This is a genomic window from Shewanella sp. SM32 (genome assembly GCF_025654235.1).
In the GTDB taxonomy this organism is placed as follows: domain Bacteria; phylum Pseudomonadota; class Gammaproteobacteria; order Enterobacterales; family Shewanellaceae; genus Shewanella; species Shewanella oncorhynchi.
Map to the genome: position 1 here is coordinate 15,420 of NZ_JAKKRO010000060.1, position 16,094 is coordinate 31,513.

General features: G+C 47.7%; 12 protein-coding genes and 1 pseudogene. 8 read left to right on the top strand and 5 right to left on the bottom strand.

The genetic code is table 11. From position 1 onward, the window contains the following. Nucleotides 1-122: 122 nt before the first annotated feature. Nucleotides 123-1,190: a porin gene (locus L5M10_RS19030; RefSeq protein WP_263164502.1), complete on the top strand. Its 1,068-nt coding sequence runs from the start codon at nucleotides 123-125 to the stop codon at nucleotides 1,188-1,190. 165 nt (nucleotides 1,191-1,355) lie between these two features. On the opposite strand, the gene ssb is transcribed toward L5M10_RS19030, so the two are convergent. Both ssb and L5M10_RS19040 read right to left on the bottom strand, forming a co-directional pair. Then, on the bottom strand, nucleotides 1,356-2,063 hold the full coding sequence (ssb, locus tag L5M10_RS19035; RefSeq protein WP_168825597.1) for a single-stranded DNA-binding protein: 708 nt from the start codon (nucleotides 2,061-2,063) through the stop codon (nucleotides 1,356-1,358). Between the two features lie 107 nt (nucleotides 2,064-2,170). Then, complete coding sequence (locus tag L5M10_RS19040; RefSeq protein ID WP_168825599.1) at nucleotides 2,171-3,538, bottom strand: MFS transporter; 1,368 nt, start codon at nucleotides 3,536-3,538, stop codon at nucleotides 2,171-2,173. 403 nt (nucleotides 3,539-3,941) lie between these two features. Between L5M10_RS19040 and uvrA the strand changes: the two genes are divergently transcribed. The 4 genes from uvrA (at nucleotide 3,942) to L5M10_RS19060 (ending at nucleotide 10,794) form a co-directional block, all read left to right on the top strand. Next, complete coding sequence (gene uvrA / locus L5M10_RS19045) at nucleotides 3,942-6,824, top strand: excinuclease ABC subunit UvrA (protein WP_263237656.1); 2,883 nt, start codon at nucleotides 3,942-3,944, stop codon at nucleotides 6,822-6,824. A gap of 188 nt (nucleotides 6,825-7,012) precedes the next feature. Then, entirely contained in the window at nucleotides 7,013-8,167 is a 1,155-nt protein-coding gene (locus tag L5M10_RS19050) for a M28 family peptidase (protein ID WP_263255748.1), read from the top strand. 194 nt (nucleotides 8,168-8,361) lie between these two features. Further along, entirely contained in the window at nucleotides 8,362-10,284 is a 1,923-nt protein-coding gene (locus L5M10_RS19055) for a DEAD/DEAH box helicase (RefSeq protein WP_011847889.1), read from the top strand. Nucleotides 10,285-10,422: 138 nt separating this feature from the next. Then, nucleotides 10,423-10,794 carry a DUF6677 family protein gene (locus tag L5M10_RS19060; protein ID WP_263164509.1) on the top strand — a complete coding sequence of 124 codons (372 nt, stop codon included), beginning with the start codon at nucleotides 10,423-10,425 and terminating at the stop codon, nucleotides 10,792-10,794. On the opposite strand, the gene L5M10_RS19065 is transcribed toward L5M10_RS19060, so the two are convergent. After that, nucleotides 10,791-11,405, bottom strand: a complete 615-nt coding sequence (locus L5M10_RS19065; protein WP_263255749.1) for an HAD family hydrolase — start codon at nucleotides 11,403-11,405, stop codon at nucleotides 10,791-10,793. The genes L5M10_RS19060 and L5M10_RS19065 overlap by 4 nt on opposite strands. 29 nt (nucleotides 11,406-11,434) lie before the next feature. Beyond that, complete coding sequence (locus L5M10_RS19070; RefSeq protein WP_113940039.1) at nucleotides 11,435-12,409, bottom strand: DMT family transporter; 975 nt, start codon at nucleotides 12,407-12,409, stop codon at nucleotides 11,435-11,437. Between the two features lie 318 nt (nucleotides 12,410-12,727). Between L5M10_RS19070 and L5M10_RS19075 the strand changes: the two genes are divergently transcribed. Together L5M10_RS19075 and L5M10_RS19080 are read left to right on the top strand one after the other, a co-directional pair. After that, nucleotides 12,728-13,549 (top strand): hydratase, encoded by an 822-nt coding sequence (locus tag L5M10_RS19075; protein ID WP_263142106.1) that lies wholly within the window; start codon nucleotides 12,728-12,730, stop codon nucleotides 13,547-13,549. A gap of 203 nt (nucleotides 13,550-13,752) precedes the next feature. Further along, a complete protein-coding gene (locus L5M10_RS19080) occupies nucleotides 13,753-14,862 on the top strand; it encodes an energy transducer TonB (protein WP_263255750.1) in 1,110 nt (369 codons plus the stop codon). A 7-nt stretch (nucleotides 14,863-14,869) separates the two neighbouring features. On the opposite strand, the gene L5M10_RS19085 is transcribed toward L5M10_RS19080, so the two are convergent. Further along, nucleotides 14,870-15,199, bottom strand: a complete 330-nt coding sequence (locus L5M10_RS19085; protein ID WP_263255751.1) for a cysteine-rich CWC family protein — start codon at nucleotides 15,197-15,199, stop codon at nucleotides 14,870-14,872. Between the two features lie 529 nt (nucleotides 15,200-15,728). Here L5M10_RS19085 and L5M10_RS19090 point away from each other — a divergent pair. Continuing rightward, nucleotides 15,729-16,094 (top strand): annotated as a pseudogene (locus L5M10_RS19090) (transposase); the annotation flags it as partial.

Genomic DNA, 16,094 nt, shown 5'->3' on the forward strand with positions numbered 1-16,094 from the left:
TTCTTAGTTAGGCGCCTCCCCAGCACTATCACAAGTGCAGCTCCTTACTACTAGCGATACAGCTCAATAGGCAACAAAATCCATTAGCGTAACGCGAGTAGTTGTTATGTAAGGAAACATAAATGAAACCGTCTAAACTTACATCAGCCATACTTGTGCTGAGCTTTGCCACACCTATTTTTGCCGTTCAAGCCAATAATACAGCAGAAACCAATGACGAATTACGCACTGAATTACAACAAATTCAGCAGAGACTCGCCATGCTCGAAGCGCAAGAAAATGAACAATCAGTGCCATCGGATACCCAGTTTAATTTTTATGGTTCTTTACGCCCAACCTTCGGCCTGACCCACACTAACTCGGACGATGTGTGGGATGTAGGCGATGCGAACTCGCGAATTGGCTTTGCCGCAGAACACCAGCTTGGCAATGGCTTAGTCGGGTTTGCGAAGGGGGAATTTAAGGTCGATATCAAAGATGACGGCGACTTTGGCGATGCACGTAAAGCCTATGTCGGATTAAAGGGATTTTTTGGTAGCGTTGCCATAGGTAAACAAGCCGTCACGCAGGAAATGATTTCCGATCCCGTTGATATCTTTAACCGCTCAGGAACGCCTCTGGCCTATGACAGTGCGAGCCCATTCAGGCTCAATAATCTCGTGACCTATCGTAAAGAGTTTGGCGACCTGTTATTTTCGGCCGATGCGCAATTCGACGGCAATAAAGGCAGTGGTGGCAGTGACTTCGTTAACACGGGCATCCGTTATAAAACCGACTTCATCTACATTGCCGCAGCTTTTTATAATAAAGAGTTAGAGGACAACAAGGATGAAAATACATTCGGTGTAACACTAGCAAAAAATTTCAATTCTCTGTTCCTCGCCGCAGCCTACCAAAACATTGAAAAAGACAGCGTCGATGGCACAACATTGGATGGTTCAACACTGGATGTAGTTGCAAGCTATCCCATCACTGACAGCTATAAAATCAAGCTAGGCGTGTCCAAATATGACGATGGCGACAATGACATCACCTCCGCGAAATACAATGCCTATAACACTACGCTGGAATGGCATAAAACACCGAAATTCAGCACCTTCATCGAATATCAAAAAACAGATTTTGAATACCGCGAAACCAATGACCAGATCATGCTAGGCATGCGTTATAACTTCGATTATACGTTCTAAGTTTTATCTCAAGCGTATCATCATGTGAACAAGCGAGGTAAAGGGTTGAACGACCTAACCCACGCTTCACGGCAAAAACTTAAAAACAAGAAACAACAAAGCCACGACTCGCGTGGCTTTGCTTATTTAAGACGATACCGTCTTTATGCTTCGATACGTTCCAAATTAGAATGGAATATCGTCATCCCAGCCATCATCCAAATCTGGAGTGAAGTTTTGCTGTGGTTGTGGCGCTGGACGCTGTGCTGGTGCTGCAGGCGCTTGATAAGCTGGCGCTGGAGCGGCTTGTTGCTTAGGCGCATAACCACCTTGTTGTGGTTGTTGAGCCTGTGGCTGACCATAACCTTGCTGCTGGGCAGGAGCTGGCGGAGCATATTGTTGCTGAGCTGGCGCTTGGTAAGCAGGTGCAGCTTGAGGCGCTGGCGCATATTGATTTTGCGCAGGCGCGGCTTGTTGTGGTGCAGATTGATAACCTGCGTTTTGTGGCATGCCGCCCATTGGCGCGCCTTGTGCTTGTCCACCTTGACCACGGCTACCTAGCATTTGCATGCTACCGCTTTGGTCGATAACCACTTCAGTGCTGTAGCGGTCTTGACCACTTTGGTCTTTCCACTTACGAGTTTGCAGTTTACCTTCAAGATAAACCTGTGAACCTTTACGCAGGTATTCACCGGTAATTTCAGCTAATTTGCCGAACAGAACCACACGGTGCCATTCAGTACGCTCTTGCTGTTGACCCTGTTGGTCTTTCCACGATTCGCTAGTCGCTACTGTGATGTTTGCGACTGCATTACCGTTTGGCATATAACGCACTTCTGGATCTTGTCCCAAATTGCCAACCAAAATTACCTTGTTAACACCACGACTGGCCATTGAAATCTCCTGCGATTCTTTAAATAATCTATTAATTCAGTATGTTGTTTATCTTTATTGCCATAGAGGAAATCAGCTTCCCCAAATACCACACGGCAGACCAGATATTATTGAGCAGAGCCTAACACAGCTCGTGCTTCTCTTAAATCGAAATGCTCGTCTACCTTGAGATAAGCCACTTTCTCGTCCAGCACGACTATGGCTTCAACAACGCCCATTAATTGGGATAACTGGGTTGCCATATCGCGCGCTTGCGCCTTGTCTTTCACTTCAGCTTCTAAGGTGTAACTCTTTAACAACACAGGATTTTGCATGCCTAATGTCAGGAATAACCAAATAGACATTAAGATCACGGCAACAACAAATACCCCGACTGCGCCCACGAGCTGGAAAGCACCGCCACCGAGCATACCACCACAAAAAGCCCCTAAAAACTGGCTAGTTGAATACACGCCCATAGCCGAACCTTTTTCGCCGACGGGGCAAAATTTGGCAATCAAACTTGGCAGTGAGGCTTCTAAATAGTTAAACCCAGTAAAAAAGAGCACCACGGCAAAACTCAATACCCAAAGATTGCTCGCAAATGCGGCCATCGCCAGCAATGCCACTATCATTATCACGAGGGCAATTTGGAACATCGCCTTAGTATTTTTGCGCTTAACCCCTATGATGATTAACGGCACCATCAAAATAAATGCGCCCACAAAAGCGGGGAAATACAGCATCCAATGTTTTTCTTTCACTAGACCCGCATCCACCAGATCCAGCGGTAATGCCACAAATACTGCGGTGAGCACTAAATGCAGGATAAAAATCCCAGCGTTAAGCCTAAATAATTGCGGCTCGAGGAACATACGTTTGAGCTTAGCGGGCGTTGCTAAAGTGTCTCCTTTGGGTGCCTGAGTGATGGGATTAGGCACTAAAAACTGGATCAACAGCATACCGACAATAGCCAATACCGCCGTTAACCAAAACAATCCAGTCAACCCAAGATGTTGCGCAACGATAGGTCCCATTAGCAAAGACAGGGCAAAAGATAACCCGATACACATGCCAATAATCGCCATCACCTTAGTGCGCTGCTCGTCGCGGGTTAAATCCGCGGCAAGCGCCAGCACGGCAGCGGCAATCGCACCCATACCCTGTACAGCTCGACCAAAGACAACGCCATAAATCGTATCTGCGTTAGCAGCGATAACACTACCAATAGCAAACAACACTAAGCCACCGAGAATAATCGGCTTGCGACCATATTTGTCAGATAAAATCCCCATGGGGATTTGCAGCACGGCTTGAGTCAGGCCATAGGCGCCGATAGCAATACCCACCCACAGAGGCGAAAAGCCTTCGAGATGCTGACCATAAAGTGCAAAGACGGGCATGATCATAAACAAGCCCATCATGCGCAAACCAAATACACTGGCTAAAGAAAACGCGACTTTTTTCTCAGTACCCGAAAGTCCGTTGTTACCCATGATTTTGCCCTGGATTGAAGTCTTTTAAGGGGCGCATGTTACCACACCCAAAAGGATTTGCTCAAAAGGAAATAGTGGCCTAAACCACTGACTATACACTTAGCTTTTATCCCGTTTATCACGGACCTATATTGACTGTGTCTGAGTTAACATCTTTATTTTTAACGCTCAGGCACAGGGGAATGAGTCTAACATAGTGTTCACAATTGTCCTGTGAGTCAGTGCGCAACAACAGTATTAATCTTAGTTAATCCATTCCATCCACAACATCCCGCAAAGCAGGTCGACTTAAAGCCAGTGCCAGCCCTAGGATTGGTGCAGATCACAGAATCAACTAAACTCAGCGGCGGAACTGTGCGATACTTGTGCTCATTTTTTTAAGCATATGGCATTAGAGCGATAGATGGATAAGATTGAAATACGCGGCGCACGCACCCACAATCTCAAGAATATCAACCTGACTATCCCAAGGGATAAACTGATTGTCATCACGGGCTTATCGGGATCTGGCAAATCCTCCCTCGCTTTCGATACTTTATATGCCGAGGGCCAGCGACGTTATGTCGAGTCCCTATCTGCCTATGCTCGCCAATTTTTGAGTTTAATGGAAAAGCCCGATGTGGACCATATCGAAGGCTTAAGCCCGGCGATATCCATAGAGCAAAAATCCACCTCCCATAACCCACGTTCGACCGTGGGCACGATTACCGAAATTTATGATTACCTGCGCTTGATGTTTGCCCGCGTGGGTGAGCCGCGTTGTCCGACACATAATCAACCCTTGGCGGCACAAACCGTCAGCCAGATGGTCGATAAAGTGTTGGAAATGCCCCAAGACAGCCGCTTGATGCTGCTCGCACCTGTGGTCAACGCCCGTAAGGGTGAACACGTTAAATTGCTCGAAGGTCTATCGGCACAGGGTTATATCCGCGCGCGTATCGACGGTGAAGTGTGTGACTTAACCGATCCGCCAACCTTAGACTTACACGTTAAACACACGATTGAAGTGGTCGTCGACCGTTTTAAAGTGCGTGACGATATCAAGCAACGCTTAGCGGAATCCTTTGAAACCGCGCTGGAACTCTCCGGCGGCATAGCGACCGTTGCCAGCATGGAAGACGACACTGGTACTGGTAAATCCAAAGGCGAAGAACTGATCTTCTCGGCCAACTTTGCCTGCCCGCACTGCGGTTATTCGATGGCGGAATTAGAGCCAAGGATCTTCTCCTTTAACAATCCAGCCGGCGCATGCCAAACCTGTGATGGTTTAGGGGTACAACAATTTTTCGATCCTGAGCGCGTGATCACCAATACCGAGCTTTCACTGGCGGGCGGTGCGATTCGCGGCTGGGATAGACGCAACTTCTATTACTTCCAAATGCTCAGCTCACTCGCCGAACACTATAAGTTCGATGTCGAAGTGCCCTACGAGCAGCTTAGCGAAAAAGTCCGCAAAATCGTACTTTACGGCTCAGGTAAAGAAAGTATTGCCTTTAAATACATTAATGACCGCGGTGATGTGGTGGTACGTAATCACCCCTTCGAAGGCATTCTAAACAACATGGACAGGCGCTATCGCGAAACCGAAAGTAACTCGGTACGTGACGAATTAGCCAAGTTTATCAATACCCAAGCTTGTCAAAGCTGTGGTGGTTCGCGTCTGCGCGAAGAAGCCCGTAACGTGTTTTTAGGTGATATCAACCTGCCACAACTCACCACTTGGTCGATTGGCGAAGCCTTGGACTACTTCGAGAAAGTCGAGTTTAGTGGCCAAAAGGCGCAGATTGCCGAGAAGATTTTAAAAGAAATCCGCGATCGCTTAGGCTTCCTCGTCAACGTGGGCCTCAATTATTTGAGCCTATCGCGCTCGGCAGAAACCCTCTCGGGCGGTGAAGCCCAACGTATTCGACTGGCCAGCCAAATCGGTGCAGGGCTCGTCGGCGTGATGTATGTGCTCGACGAACCTTCAATCGGCCTGCATCAAAGGGATAACGAGCGTCTGCTGCAGACGCTTATCCACCTGCGGGATTTGGGCAACACTGTGATTGTGGTTGAGCATGACGAAGATGCGATCCGTATGGCGGATCACGTGATCGATATCGGCCCAGGCGCAGGTGTACACGGCGGCGAAGTCATTTGCGACGGTCCGATTGAGAAGATCATCGCCTGTGAAGAGTCAGTTACCGGACAATATATTTCTGGTAAGCGCAGCATTCATATCGATACGCCGCGCATTCCCTTCGACAAAAACCAAGTCATTCAATTGTTTGGCGCACGCGGCAACAACTTGCGTAATGTGGATTTAACCATTCCCATTGGCCTATTCACTTGTGTGACGGGCGTATCGGGTTCGGGTAAATCGACCTTAATCAACGATACCTTCTTCAAAATCGCCCATAGAATGCTCAACGGGGCGACAGTGGATGAGCCATCACCCTATGATCGTATCGAAGGGATGGAACTGTGCGACAAAGTGGTCGATATCGACCAAAGCCCAATTGGCCGCACACCGCGCTCGAATCCTGCCACTTATACGGGCATCTTCACCCCAATTCGCGAGATTTTTGCCGGAACCCAAGAGTCACGTACTCGCGGTTATCAAGTCGGTCGTTTCTCCTTTAACGTAAAAGGTGGACGCTGTGAGGCTTGCCAAGGCGACGGCTTGATCAAGGTCGAAATGCACTTCCTACCCGATGTGTATGTACCCTGCGATTCCTGTAAAGGTAAGCGCTATAACCGCGAAACCTTAGAAGTACGCTATAAAGGCAAGAATATTCACGAAGTACTGCAGATGACAGTGGAAGATGCGCGTCAGTTCTTCGATGCCGTACCTGCCATTGCCCGTAAGCTACAAACCTTGATGGATGTGGGTTTGTCCTATGTGCGCCTCGGCCAAAGTGCGACCACACTTTCGGGCGGTGAAGCCCAAAGGGTGAAACTTGCCAAAGAGCTGTCTAAGCGTGACACGGGCCAAACCTTGTATATCTTGGATGAACCGACCACGGGCTTACATTTTGCCGATATTCAATTGCTGCTCGACGTGTTGCATCGTCTCAAATCCCACGGCAACACGATTGTGGTGATTGAGCATAATCTGGATGTGATCAAAACCGCAGACTGGATTATCGACTTAGGCCCAGAAGGTGGCGGTGGTGGCGGTATGATTTTAGCCACAGGCACGCCGGAAGAAGTCGCCGAGCATCCAACCTCCCACACGGCACGCTTCTTAAAGCCACTGCTAAAACGGGATATCGAGCTGGCAAAGGCCAATAAAGCTAGGGCTTAACATTCGGCTCATGCCGCAGTTGGTCTGAATAATAAAAGCGCAGTCGCCCTAAGCACTGCGCTTTTTTTCGCTCAGCAATCCAATATGCTTAAGCTATCGCATACATATAGATCTCATTGAATTAGAATCGGATTTAGGCAAAGATGATATTCATCTTCTGGCGAAGGCTTCAGCGATAAGGAATGTCCATGCGTGATAGCACTCAGTCCCCAGTGACTCACCTTATATTACCGAGGCAGTATCAATCACTTTTAAGTAAAAATCTAAGCGACATAAACCTAAGCGCATTGACTCTATTCAACCACAGTCGTATCGGTCAGCTGCTCGCCAAGTTCAAGATCATGCACCTTATAAGACATCAATCCCAAAGACTTGGCTTATTTGCACTGGCCTGCTTTGTTGTAGCCACCCTCACTGGCTGCGCTAACTCAACCGAAACCTGTGCACGCACTGAGCTAAAACTCACTTGGGCCGAGCCCACAGAGTTACAAGTGACAGTCACAGTATTAAGTTCGGATGAATTTGAAGGCCGCAAAACCCAAACCCAAGGTGCGGCAAAAAGTCGTGACTATATAAAGCAGCAATTTCAGGGGCTAGGTTTACAGCCTTGGGGAGCGGACTTTATCGTGCCCTTTGAATACCAAACCTTCTTCACCCAAGAAACTGGCGACAATGTGGTCGCCACCGCGATGGCGACAAAGCCGACAAATCGATGGCGCATTATCGTCGCCCACTATGATCACTTAGGCATGAGCGGCAGCAAGATTTACCACGGCGCCGATGATAACGCCTCCGGCGTCGCCGCCATGCTAGCGATTGCCAAACATTGGCAGCAGCAATTTGCTCAGCAACCCAATACCTTGCCTAAGGTGAATCTGATGTTTGTGGCAACCGATGCCGAAGAACCGGGACTCTATGGCAGCATCGCCTTGGTTGAACAACTCAAAACCCGCCTGCCAGAAGCGACTTTTGAGCTGATGTTGAATTTAGATATGGTGGGTCACCCCGGCAGGCCCTATGCGATTTACCTTGAAGGCAGCCGAAACTTCACTCAGTTCAATCAATTTAAACCCCTACTGAATCAACAGAACCGACTTTGCATTAAACTCACGCACCCTAAACCCGTTGGTCGAAGCATACAAAGTACCGATTGGCTGCGGGCGTCGGATCATTACCCCTTCCACAAAGCGAATATCCCTTGGCTGTATTTGGGTGTGCCGACCCATCCCCAATATCACACACCAGAGGATACCGTCGCGACAATCGACATCACTTTTCTTGCGGCAGTGACAGAGTCAGCATTCGAGTTACTTCAATTAAATGTTGAATATTTAAAGAATTAATGGGAAGTGGCGCGTTTCTTGCTCAGTTTTAGCGAAAAAAATGCAGAAAACAGGTTAAATAGCGTGACTCTGATTGGTAAAGTGGCCGCCATGCTGCTATAATCCGTCGTTCGCGGGAAATCGACACGGGGTTGATTTTCTGTCTGTGAAACTTTAGCGCCATTTCGCGCGCGCATCCACAAGGCTACAACCCAATGTCATCCGATGAAAGAACTTTCCGTGAACTCGGCCTATCCGAGAATTTGTTGCGTGCTCTTGACGAGCTAGGTTATGAAAAACCAACGCCAATCCAATCAGCCAGTATCGATCCACTTATGGCTGGCAAAGATATTTTAGGTCAAGCGCAAACAGGTACAGGTAAAACTGGCGCCTTCGCGTTACCACTATTAAACAAAGTTACCAGCCAAACTACACCGCAAATTTTAGTATTAGCACCAACACGTGAATTAGCCGTGCAGGTTGCCGAAGCGTTCAGTAGCTATGCCAAATTTATGAAGAATTTCCACGTTCTTCCTATTTATGGCGGCCAAAGCATGCAACAACAGTTGAATGCCCTGAAACGTGGCCCACAAGTTATCGTTGGTACGCCTGGTCGTGTTATGGACCATATGCGTCGCGGCACCTTGAAACTCGATTCATTACAAGCCTTAGTGCTCGATGAAGCCGATGAAATGTTAAAAATGGGCTTCATCGATGATATCGAATGGATCCTTGAGCACACGCCAAGCGAACGCCAACTGGCGTTATTCTCTGCCACTATGCCAGAGCAAATTAAGCGTGTTGCTAACCAGCACTTACGTAATCCTGTACATGTTCGTATCGAATCAAGCCAAACTACGGTTGAGTCAATCGAACAGCGTTTCGTACAAGTATCACAACACAACAAACTTGAAGCTTTAGTACGCGTATTAGAAGTTGAAAACACTGAAGGTGTGATCATATTCGTGCGTACTCGTAACTCATGTGTTGAGTTAGCTGAGAAGTTAGAAGCCCGCGGTTATGCTTCATCACCACTACACGGTGATATGAACCAGCAAGCCCGTGAGCGTGCAGTTGACCAACTGAAACGTGGCAAGTTAGACATTCTGATCGCAACTGACGTTGCGGCCCGTGGTCTTGACGTTGAGCGTATCGGTCACGTTGTGAACTACGATATTCCGTATGATGCCGAAGCTTATGTACACCGTATTGGCCGTACAGGCCGTGCTGGCCGTACTGGTATGGCGATCCTGTTTGTAACTAGCCGTGAAATGCGCATGCTGCGCACTATCGAACGTTCAACTAACAGCCGCATTTCACCAATGAAAATCCCAAGCCCAGAGACAGTTGCAGAACGTCGTCTGTCTCGCTTAGGTGAGCAATTGGCTGAAACAATCAACGGCGATTTAGATTTCATGAAAGAAGCTGTTGCTCAATTATGCCAACAGTTAGAAGTCGATACCGATCTGCTAGCCGCTGCATTATTACAGCAAGTTCAGCAAGAACGTCCTTTGCAATTGCCAGCCATTCAAGAACGTGTTCGTGATGAACGCAGTGAGCGCACTGAACGTAGCGACCGCGGAAGTGATCGTAATGACCGTGGTGGTGAGCGTGGTGAACGCAGAAGTCGCGAACCGCGTCCAATGCCAGCAAGCTTAGGCTCAGCTGAAGCGTTGAAAGACAACCCAGATTTAAAAATGTGCCGTTACGTGATCGACGTAGGTCGTGAGAATGGTGTAGGTGTGGGTAACATCGTTGGCGCTATCGCAAACGAAGCTAACATCGACAGCCGTTACATTGGCGCAATCCAACTTTACGATGCAGTGACCACTGTTGACCTGCCAGACGGCATGCCAAAAGACGTGTTACAGCACCTACGTAAAGTACGTGTTTGTGGCAAGCCATTGAACATCCGCGAAGCTGGCGATCAAGTATTTGTTGATTCAGGCCGCAGTGCTCGTTCAGACCGCCCTGCGGGTGACCGTAAACCACGTGGCGATCGTCCAACAGGTGACCGCCCAGCGGGTGATCGTAAGCCTCGCGCTGCGTCTACTGGTGACAAGCCATTTGCTGACCGCAAACCTCGTGCAGACAAACCTGCCGGTGAGCGTAAGCCACGTAAACCACGTGAAGACTAATCTAGCTTAAGCTAGAGACTAAAAAAGGAGCCTAGGCTCCTTTTTTGTTGTCTTGATTTTGTCTTAGTTTGCCTTTAGCAAAGATAAAGCTTAGTGTCTAATCTCCAAAGAGTTTAATGGCATAAGTAATCGACTCCCATGAAAAAAGCCCTTACCGCTGGACTATTATCCGCCTTCGTCGCCCCCGGCAGCGGCCATTTCTATCTGCAACATAAACGCAGCGCCCTAGTGTTTTTTGTGCTGGCAATACTGAGTCTTGGCCTGATGCTGCAACAAGTCATGCAAGTAGCACAGCTTATCTCACTTGATATTCAAACTGGTGTTTTACCGCTAGATATAGGCGTGATTACAGCCGAAGTGACCAAGCAAACCACGGCAACCATTCGTGATGGTGCGGACAAGCTGATGTATGGATTTATCCTCTGCTGGCTAATTGCCTTATTAGATAGCATGCGCTTGGGACTGAAACAAGATAAGCAAGATGCAGTCACGGCCCAAAAAAATGCCTAGTCGCCAACTGTCCATGCTTCAATAAAGCTATGGTAGCAAGTAACGAGCATATCGGCGTCGTGGGCATAATCGGGAATGGTTTCAGGGCAATAGAGGGCACAGTGACTACCCGCATTACGCGCAGTTTGCAGATCAAACAGATAATCCCCCACATACAAGATCTCTGCGGGCGCGAGTTGCCACTGCTGGCAAATAAGATGAATACCTTCGGGATGCGGCTTAGGCTGCGCATCATAGCGTGTTAATACCAGTGCGATATCTATGCCGAGTTTATCGATAGTGATTTGCGCCGCTTCTGGCATATTGCGAGTCAAAATAGCCAAGGGAAGTGACTTGGCCCGTAGGCATTCGATAAGCTCCCTCGCGCCATCAATCCAACTGGCCTTGAGTGAACTTTGTCTTTCGTACTCATGGACAATGTCTAACGCCTTAGCCCGTGCTTCATCAGTACTCAGACTCTCGACATGGGCCAAGATATCCGTACCAGAATGAATCCCCAATTCACGCCGCAACCCAGCAAAATCGGGATTAGAATGCGCTAAGGTGCCGTCGAGATCGAAGATGACGCCACGGATATCCTGAAGTTTTAATTCGCTGAGTCTAGTGATCACTGGCCTTTCCCATGGATAAAATGTCTGCGTTAGACAGCCTGCAAACGCTTCGCCTGACGATTACGGTACATAGGCAGCAATTGCACCACCATCACAGACACAATAATCACGCCAATCCCCAGCAGAGATAAACCATCTAATTCATCAGCACGGAATACTTCTGGCCACCAGCCAAGGCTCACCACTAACGCCGTGGCACTAAAGCTAAATACTGGTGTTAGGGCCAACATGGCACTAACCTGCGCCGTCGGCCAGTACTTCATCGACTGGCCAAAACAGCCATAGGCGATCAAGGTATTGGCGGCGCAAAACAGTGCTATCTGCCAATCGAAGCTGTCCATACGGACAAACTGGCTAAAGTCGCTAAAGGGAGCCATTACGAAAATACCTAAGCCATAGATCACTAAGAGCACGTTCGCGGGCGACAAACGATTCAGTAAGGATTTTTGCAATAAGGCATAGCTAGTCCACGACAGTGCTGAGAACTGGATGATCATCACCCCAATCCAAACCTGATGATTATTAGCCCCAGAAAAATTTAAATTAGGATGGAAAAACATCAACATACCTAAAGCTAAGGTTGCAAAACAGCTGAGTTGCACCGCATTAAGCCGTTCCTTAAAAAACAACACACCACCAAACGCGAGGAAAAAGGGCGAAGTCTGGAAATTCAGTTGGGCGGCGCCCGGTGCGAGGTAATCGAGTGAATAAACAAAAGACACATAATTGAGCATCAAGAAGATGCCAGCAAGCACTAACCTTAACCAAACTTTGGCATCGAGTGCTGCAAATTGCTTAAGACTACCTGCGCTCCATTGGATCACTATGCTGACTAAAAGCGCGACCAGAAAACGAAACCAAGTAAGAGTCACGGGATCGATAAAGGCCGCCGAGAGCTTTAATGCTATAGGTAACATGCCCCAAAATAAAACCGCAACTGAGATGAACAGGAGCCCGAGTTGAGCATGATTATTTGCCTGAGGGGCGTTATGGCTAAGGTTCACGGAGGAGTCCAGTAGAAACTGCAAAATGGACAGCCATTCTGGCACTGAGCCAACACAATATCTAGCGGCGAATCATGGAAAGATTCGCGTTAGCTTGGATACTTTAGCTGACACTTATGTGAGGCAAGTTTCAGCATCTTACGATAATTGGAATATTGGCCGCACTCTTGATTCAACTGCAGCAGATTTACCCCGAAAGCCAACATTGGCATTTCCCGCGTTGCCAATAACCGAGTATATTTGGCCCATAAAAATGGCTTCTGCCACACACTCTCTAGGCCACTTCTTTTTAAGCTAACGCTTTAAATAGGAAAGTTAATGTTATCTACCGCCACGATCGAACAAGTTAAAACGCATATTAATACCGCAGCCAAGGAATTAGCCGAGCGCCGCGCAGCAGGCACGAGCGGCGATTTACTGATCCCAGAACTAAGGCCAACCAGCTTCGAACAGGCCTTCGCTATTCAACAAGCCGTAGCAGAAATATTTAAGGCAAGCGACAACAATCCTATCGCGGCGTGGAAATGCCTAGTACCCACGGCGGAAAAAACCGTCGTAGCGCCTATTTATCAAGATGATGTGTATCAACAATCGACCACTTGCCCACTCTATCCATCGACTAAAGGCCTCGCCCGAGTCGAACCCGAACTCGCCTTCGAGATTGCTCGCGATTTACCGCCAAGAAGCACGCCTTACACAGAGGCTGAAATCGACGAGGCCTTAGGTGACATTCGTTTGGCGCTAGAATTGATCAAAAGCCGCTACCACACACCCAGTGAAGCGACGCATTTTGATGCCCTCGCCGATGGCTTAGTCAATCAAGGACTGTGGTTAGGGCCAGTGCTAAACCCACTAGCAGATTTAGAGACCAGCTGTTTTGAACTCAGCGTTGATATTGCCAATGGCGAGCACCAGCAAAGCGACACACTGCAAAAATCCGCCATTCATCCCAACGGTTTCCCTAAGGCGGGACTCTACTGGTTAGTTAACTTTTTATCCGCCCAAGGCATTGGCTTAACTCAAGGGCAATATGTGATCACAGGCTCTTACGCTGGCGTCCTCGATCTGCCATTGGCACAGGTCTGCAAATTTGAATACGGCGCGCTTGGACAGTTCGCAGTGACTTTCACTGCTAAGTGATTGCGGCGAGTAAAACGACAAAACACTGATAAATAAGCGAACTCAGTTTCAGCTGGGCTCGCTTATTTTCAATCTCAGCTCTTAGTTATCAGTGCTCAGTTATCTGCATTCCCCACAAGCATCATTAACAAAAGCCAAACTAACTTGCCTCAAAATGTACACCTATGTATCATCTAAATTCATCAATAATAAGGATATATAGAATGTCACACGGAAAAATGCTGCCAATTGCCTGTCTTCTTGCCCTCACTTTAGGCACTTCTCTTAGCGTGCATGCCTCAGAAAATAGCTTTGCCAAAGCCTATAGTGACTATCAAGCCGCCGTAGAAAAAGGCGATGCTGCAAATATTGAAGCGAGCGCAAAAACCGCTTATCAACTCGGCGAAGCCCAATATGCCAAAGACAGCGTCGACTTAGCTAACCTCGCCATGAACTGGGCCGCGACGATAGAAAAGCAAGTCTCCCCTTACCCATTTGCAGAAAAGAATCTGCCAAAAACGGCGAAGGCGAATGAATTGTATCAGCTCGCTCTTGCAAACTATAAAGTTCATTATGGCAAAGAAGCGCTTGAGCTTATCGACCCCTTACTAGGTGCTGCACAAACCGCAGTTGAAGCCAAAGATGCGAAAAATGATTTGCTTACTGCTATCGCAATTGCTGAAAAATCCGATAAAAAGAAACTGCTCGCCGATGTAAAAATGGCCGCCTTCAACCGCTTATCAAATACAGAGCTATACACCAAAAGCGTAAGAAGCTATGCCTTCGATGCCTATGATATTTATAAAGAGATTTTACCAGAGAACGCCATAGACAGAGTCAAGGCAACCTATGTGGTGGGTGCCGTTGAGTATGCAGAAAAGCATGATGACAAGGCGATGCCATTACTTTTAGAAGTCGTTAAGCAGTTTGAAGCCCTTAACTTTAGCCATCCCTATGCCTTAAGTGCCCACGCTTATTTAGTCGAACTCTATGAGCGCCAAGGAAAGCGTGACGAGTCCACCGCCCACTGTATTGCTATCGGCAAAATGCGTCCTTGGGCCGACGCACAGGAACAACAACCTATTTTCCGTATCGTACCTGACTATCCAATGTCCTATGTTAAGCAACGTAAAAGTGGCTGGGTTCAGCTTAAATTTACTGTCGATGAACATGGGTTCGTGAAAAACCCTGAAATTTTAGCCTCTAAGGGTGGTGCTTTATTTGAAAAAGAGAGTATTGAAACCTTAAATAAATGGCGTTACGCACCCAAGTTTGAAAATGGTATAGCCGTGGAGGCACAAACTAGCGTGCAAATGGATTACACCATAAACTAATAGCCCGCTATTTCACCTCATAACCTAGCCCGTCGCTCACACTCGATGGGCTTTTTTCATCCTCCTCTGCGATCTGCCCCAGACTTAACCCCTGCTTAAGTTGGATAAAACAAGCTTGGCAAATACACGAATCAGCAGACGGTAAAATATGGTTGATTGCCCCTAGCGGCAAATCTGATGCTTGCGCTTGCAAGGCGGCCAAAGGTGGAAATGTTTGCAGAGCGCACCAACAGTCCTCAATACCCTTACCTAAAATCACAGCACATTGATTCGAGCCTTGGCACAGAGGGCAAATTTGCGCAGTTTCTAACTTAGGTTCTTCCAATGGCTGAGACACGGTAATCCTTATAGCAAGATAAGTTGTTATAGCGCGGAGATCATAATAGATTTTTGCAACTCAAACTTAATTGATTGGCACCAAAGTGAGACTTTAAAACTTTCCAAACTACGTTTGAATGCTTTAGTTAAAAAGTCGTGGGGCTTCACCCCTCAGGCTAATATTGGTGCTGTTTAGCACAATACTATATTGATTGCGGCCTTACGGCCGAGATAAATCAAAGTCGTGGGTCTTCAACCCACACCCGACCAAGAGGGGATCAACAGCAATTCCCTCTTGGATCTCCCTTGCCGCCCCTAGCGAAGTTACATGCATTAGAGACTGGCCTTGGTCTTATGGATAAATTGCTATCGCTTCCGAAGGCAACGTCCCTGCACCTGCGAAAGCTAGCCGGACATCCATGTCCGGACTCACGCAATTTATTCCAACGCCCCGCGGCAACTTCGCAGGGGATGTGTAGTGGCACACTAATTTTGGCCACCTAAATAGAGGTGATATTATTACCTCGTAGATGACTTTAGGTGAACACATGAGATCGACAACCAGAAAAACATTTAGTGCTGAATTCAAACTTGAAGCAGCCCAATTAGTCCTCGATAAAAACCATAGCATTATCGAAGCTGCAAAGGCGATGAACGTAGGTAAATCCACTATGGATAAATGGGTGAGACAGTTAAAACTAGAACGCCAGGGTGGCACACCAAAAGCATCTCCGATTACCCCTGAACAAATTGAAATCCGTGAGCTGAAGAAGCAAATAGCTCGTCTTGAGGAGCACAATCTTATCCTAAAAAAGGCTACCGCTCTCTTGATGTCAGACTCGATGAACAATTTACGCTAATCAGCGCACTCAAGCAGAGCCACTCTATTCTCACAATTTGTAATGCATTCAAAG

What these genes read in the sequence shown, in the direction of transcription:
- L5M10_RS19030 (WP_263164502.1), top strand. Translation starts at nt 123, where the DNA reads ATGAAACCGTCTAAACTTACATCAGCCATACTTGTGCTGAGCTTTGCC.
- ssb (WP_168825597.1), bottom strand. Translation starts at nt 2,063, where the DNA reads ATGGCCAGTCGTGGTGTTAACAAGGTAATTTTGGTTGGCAATTTGGGA.
- L5M10_RS19040 (WP_168825599.1), bottom strand. Translation starts at nt 3,538, where the DNA reads ATGGGTAACAACGGACTTTCGGGTACTGAGAAAAAAGTCGCGTTTTCT.
- uvrA (WP_263237656.1), top strand. Translation starts at nt 3,942, where the DNA reads ATGGATAAGATTGAAATACGCGGCGCACGCACCCACAATCTCAAGAAT.
- L5M10_RS19050 (WP_263255748.1), top strand. Translation starts at nt 7,013, where the DNA reads ATGCGTGATAGCACTCAGTCCCCAGTGACTCACCTTATATTACCGAGG.
- L5M10_RS19055 (WP_011847889.1), top strand. Translation starts at nt 8,362, where the DNA reads ATGTCATCCGATGAAAGAACTTTCCGTGAACTCGGCCTATCCGAGAAT.
- L5M10_RS19060 (WP_263164509.1), top strand. Translation starts at nt 10,423, where the DNA reads ATGAAAAAAGCCCTTACCGCTGGACTATTATCCGCCTTCGTCGCCCCC.
- L5M10_RS19075 (WP_263142106.1), top strand. Translation starts at nt 12,728, where the DNA reads ATGTTATCTACCGCCACGATCGAACAAGTTAAAACGCATATTAATACC.
- L5M10_RS19080 (WP_263255750.1), top strand. Translation starts at nt 13,753, where the DNA reads ATGTCACACGGAAAAATGCTGCCAATTGCCTGTCTTCTTGCCCTCACT.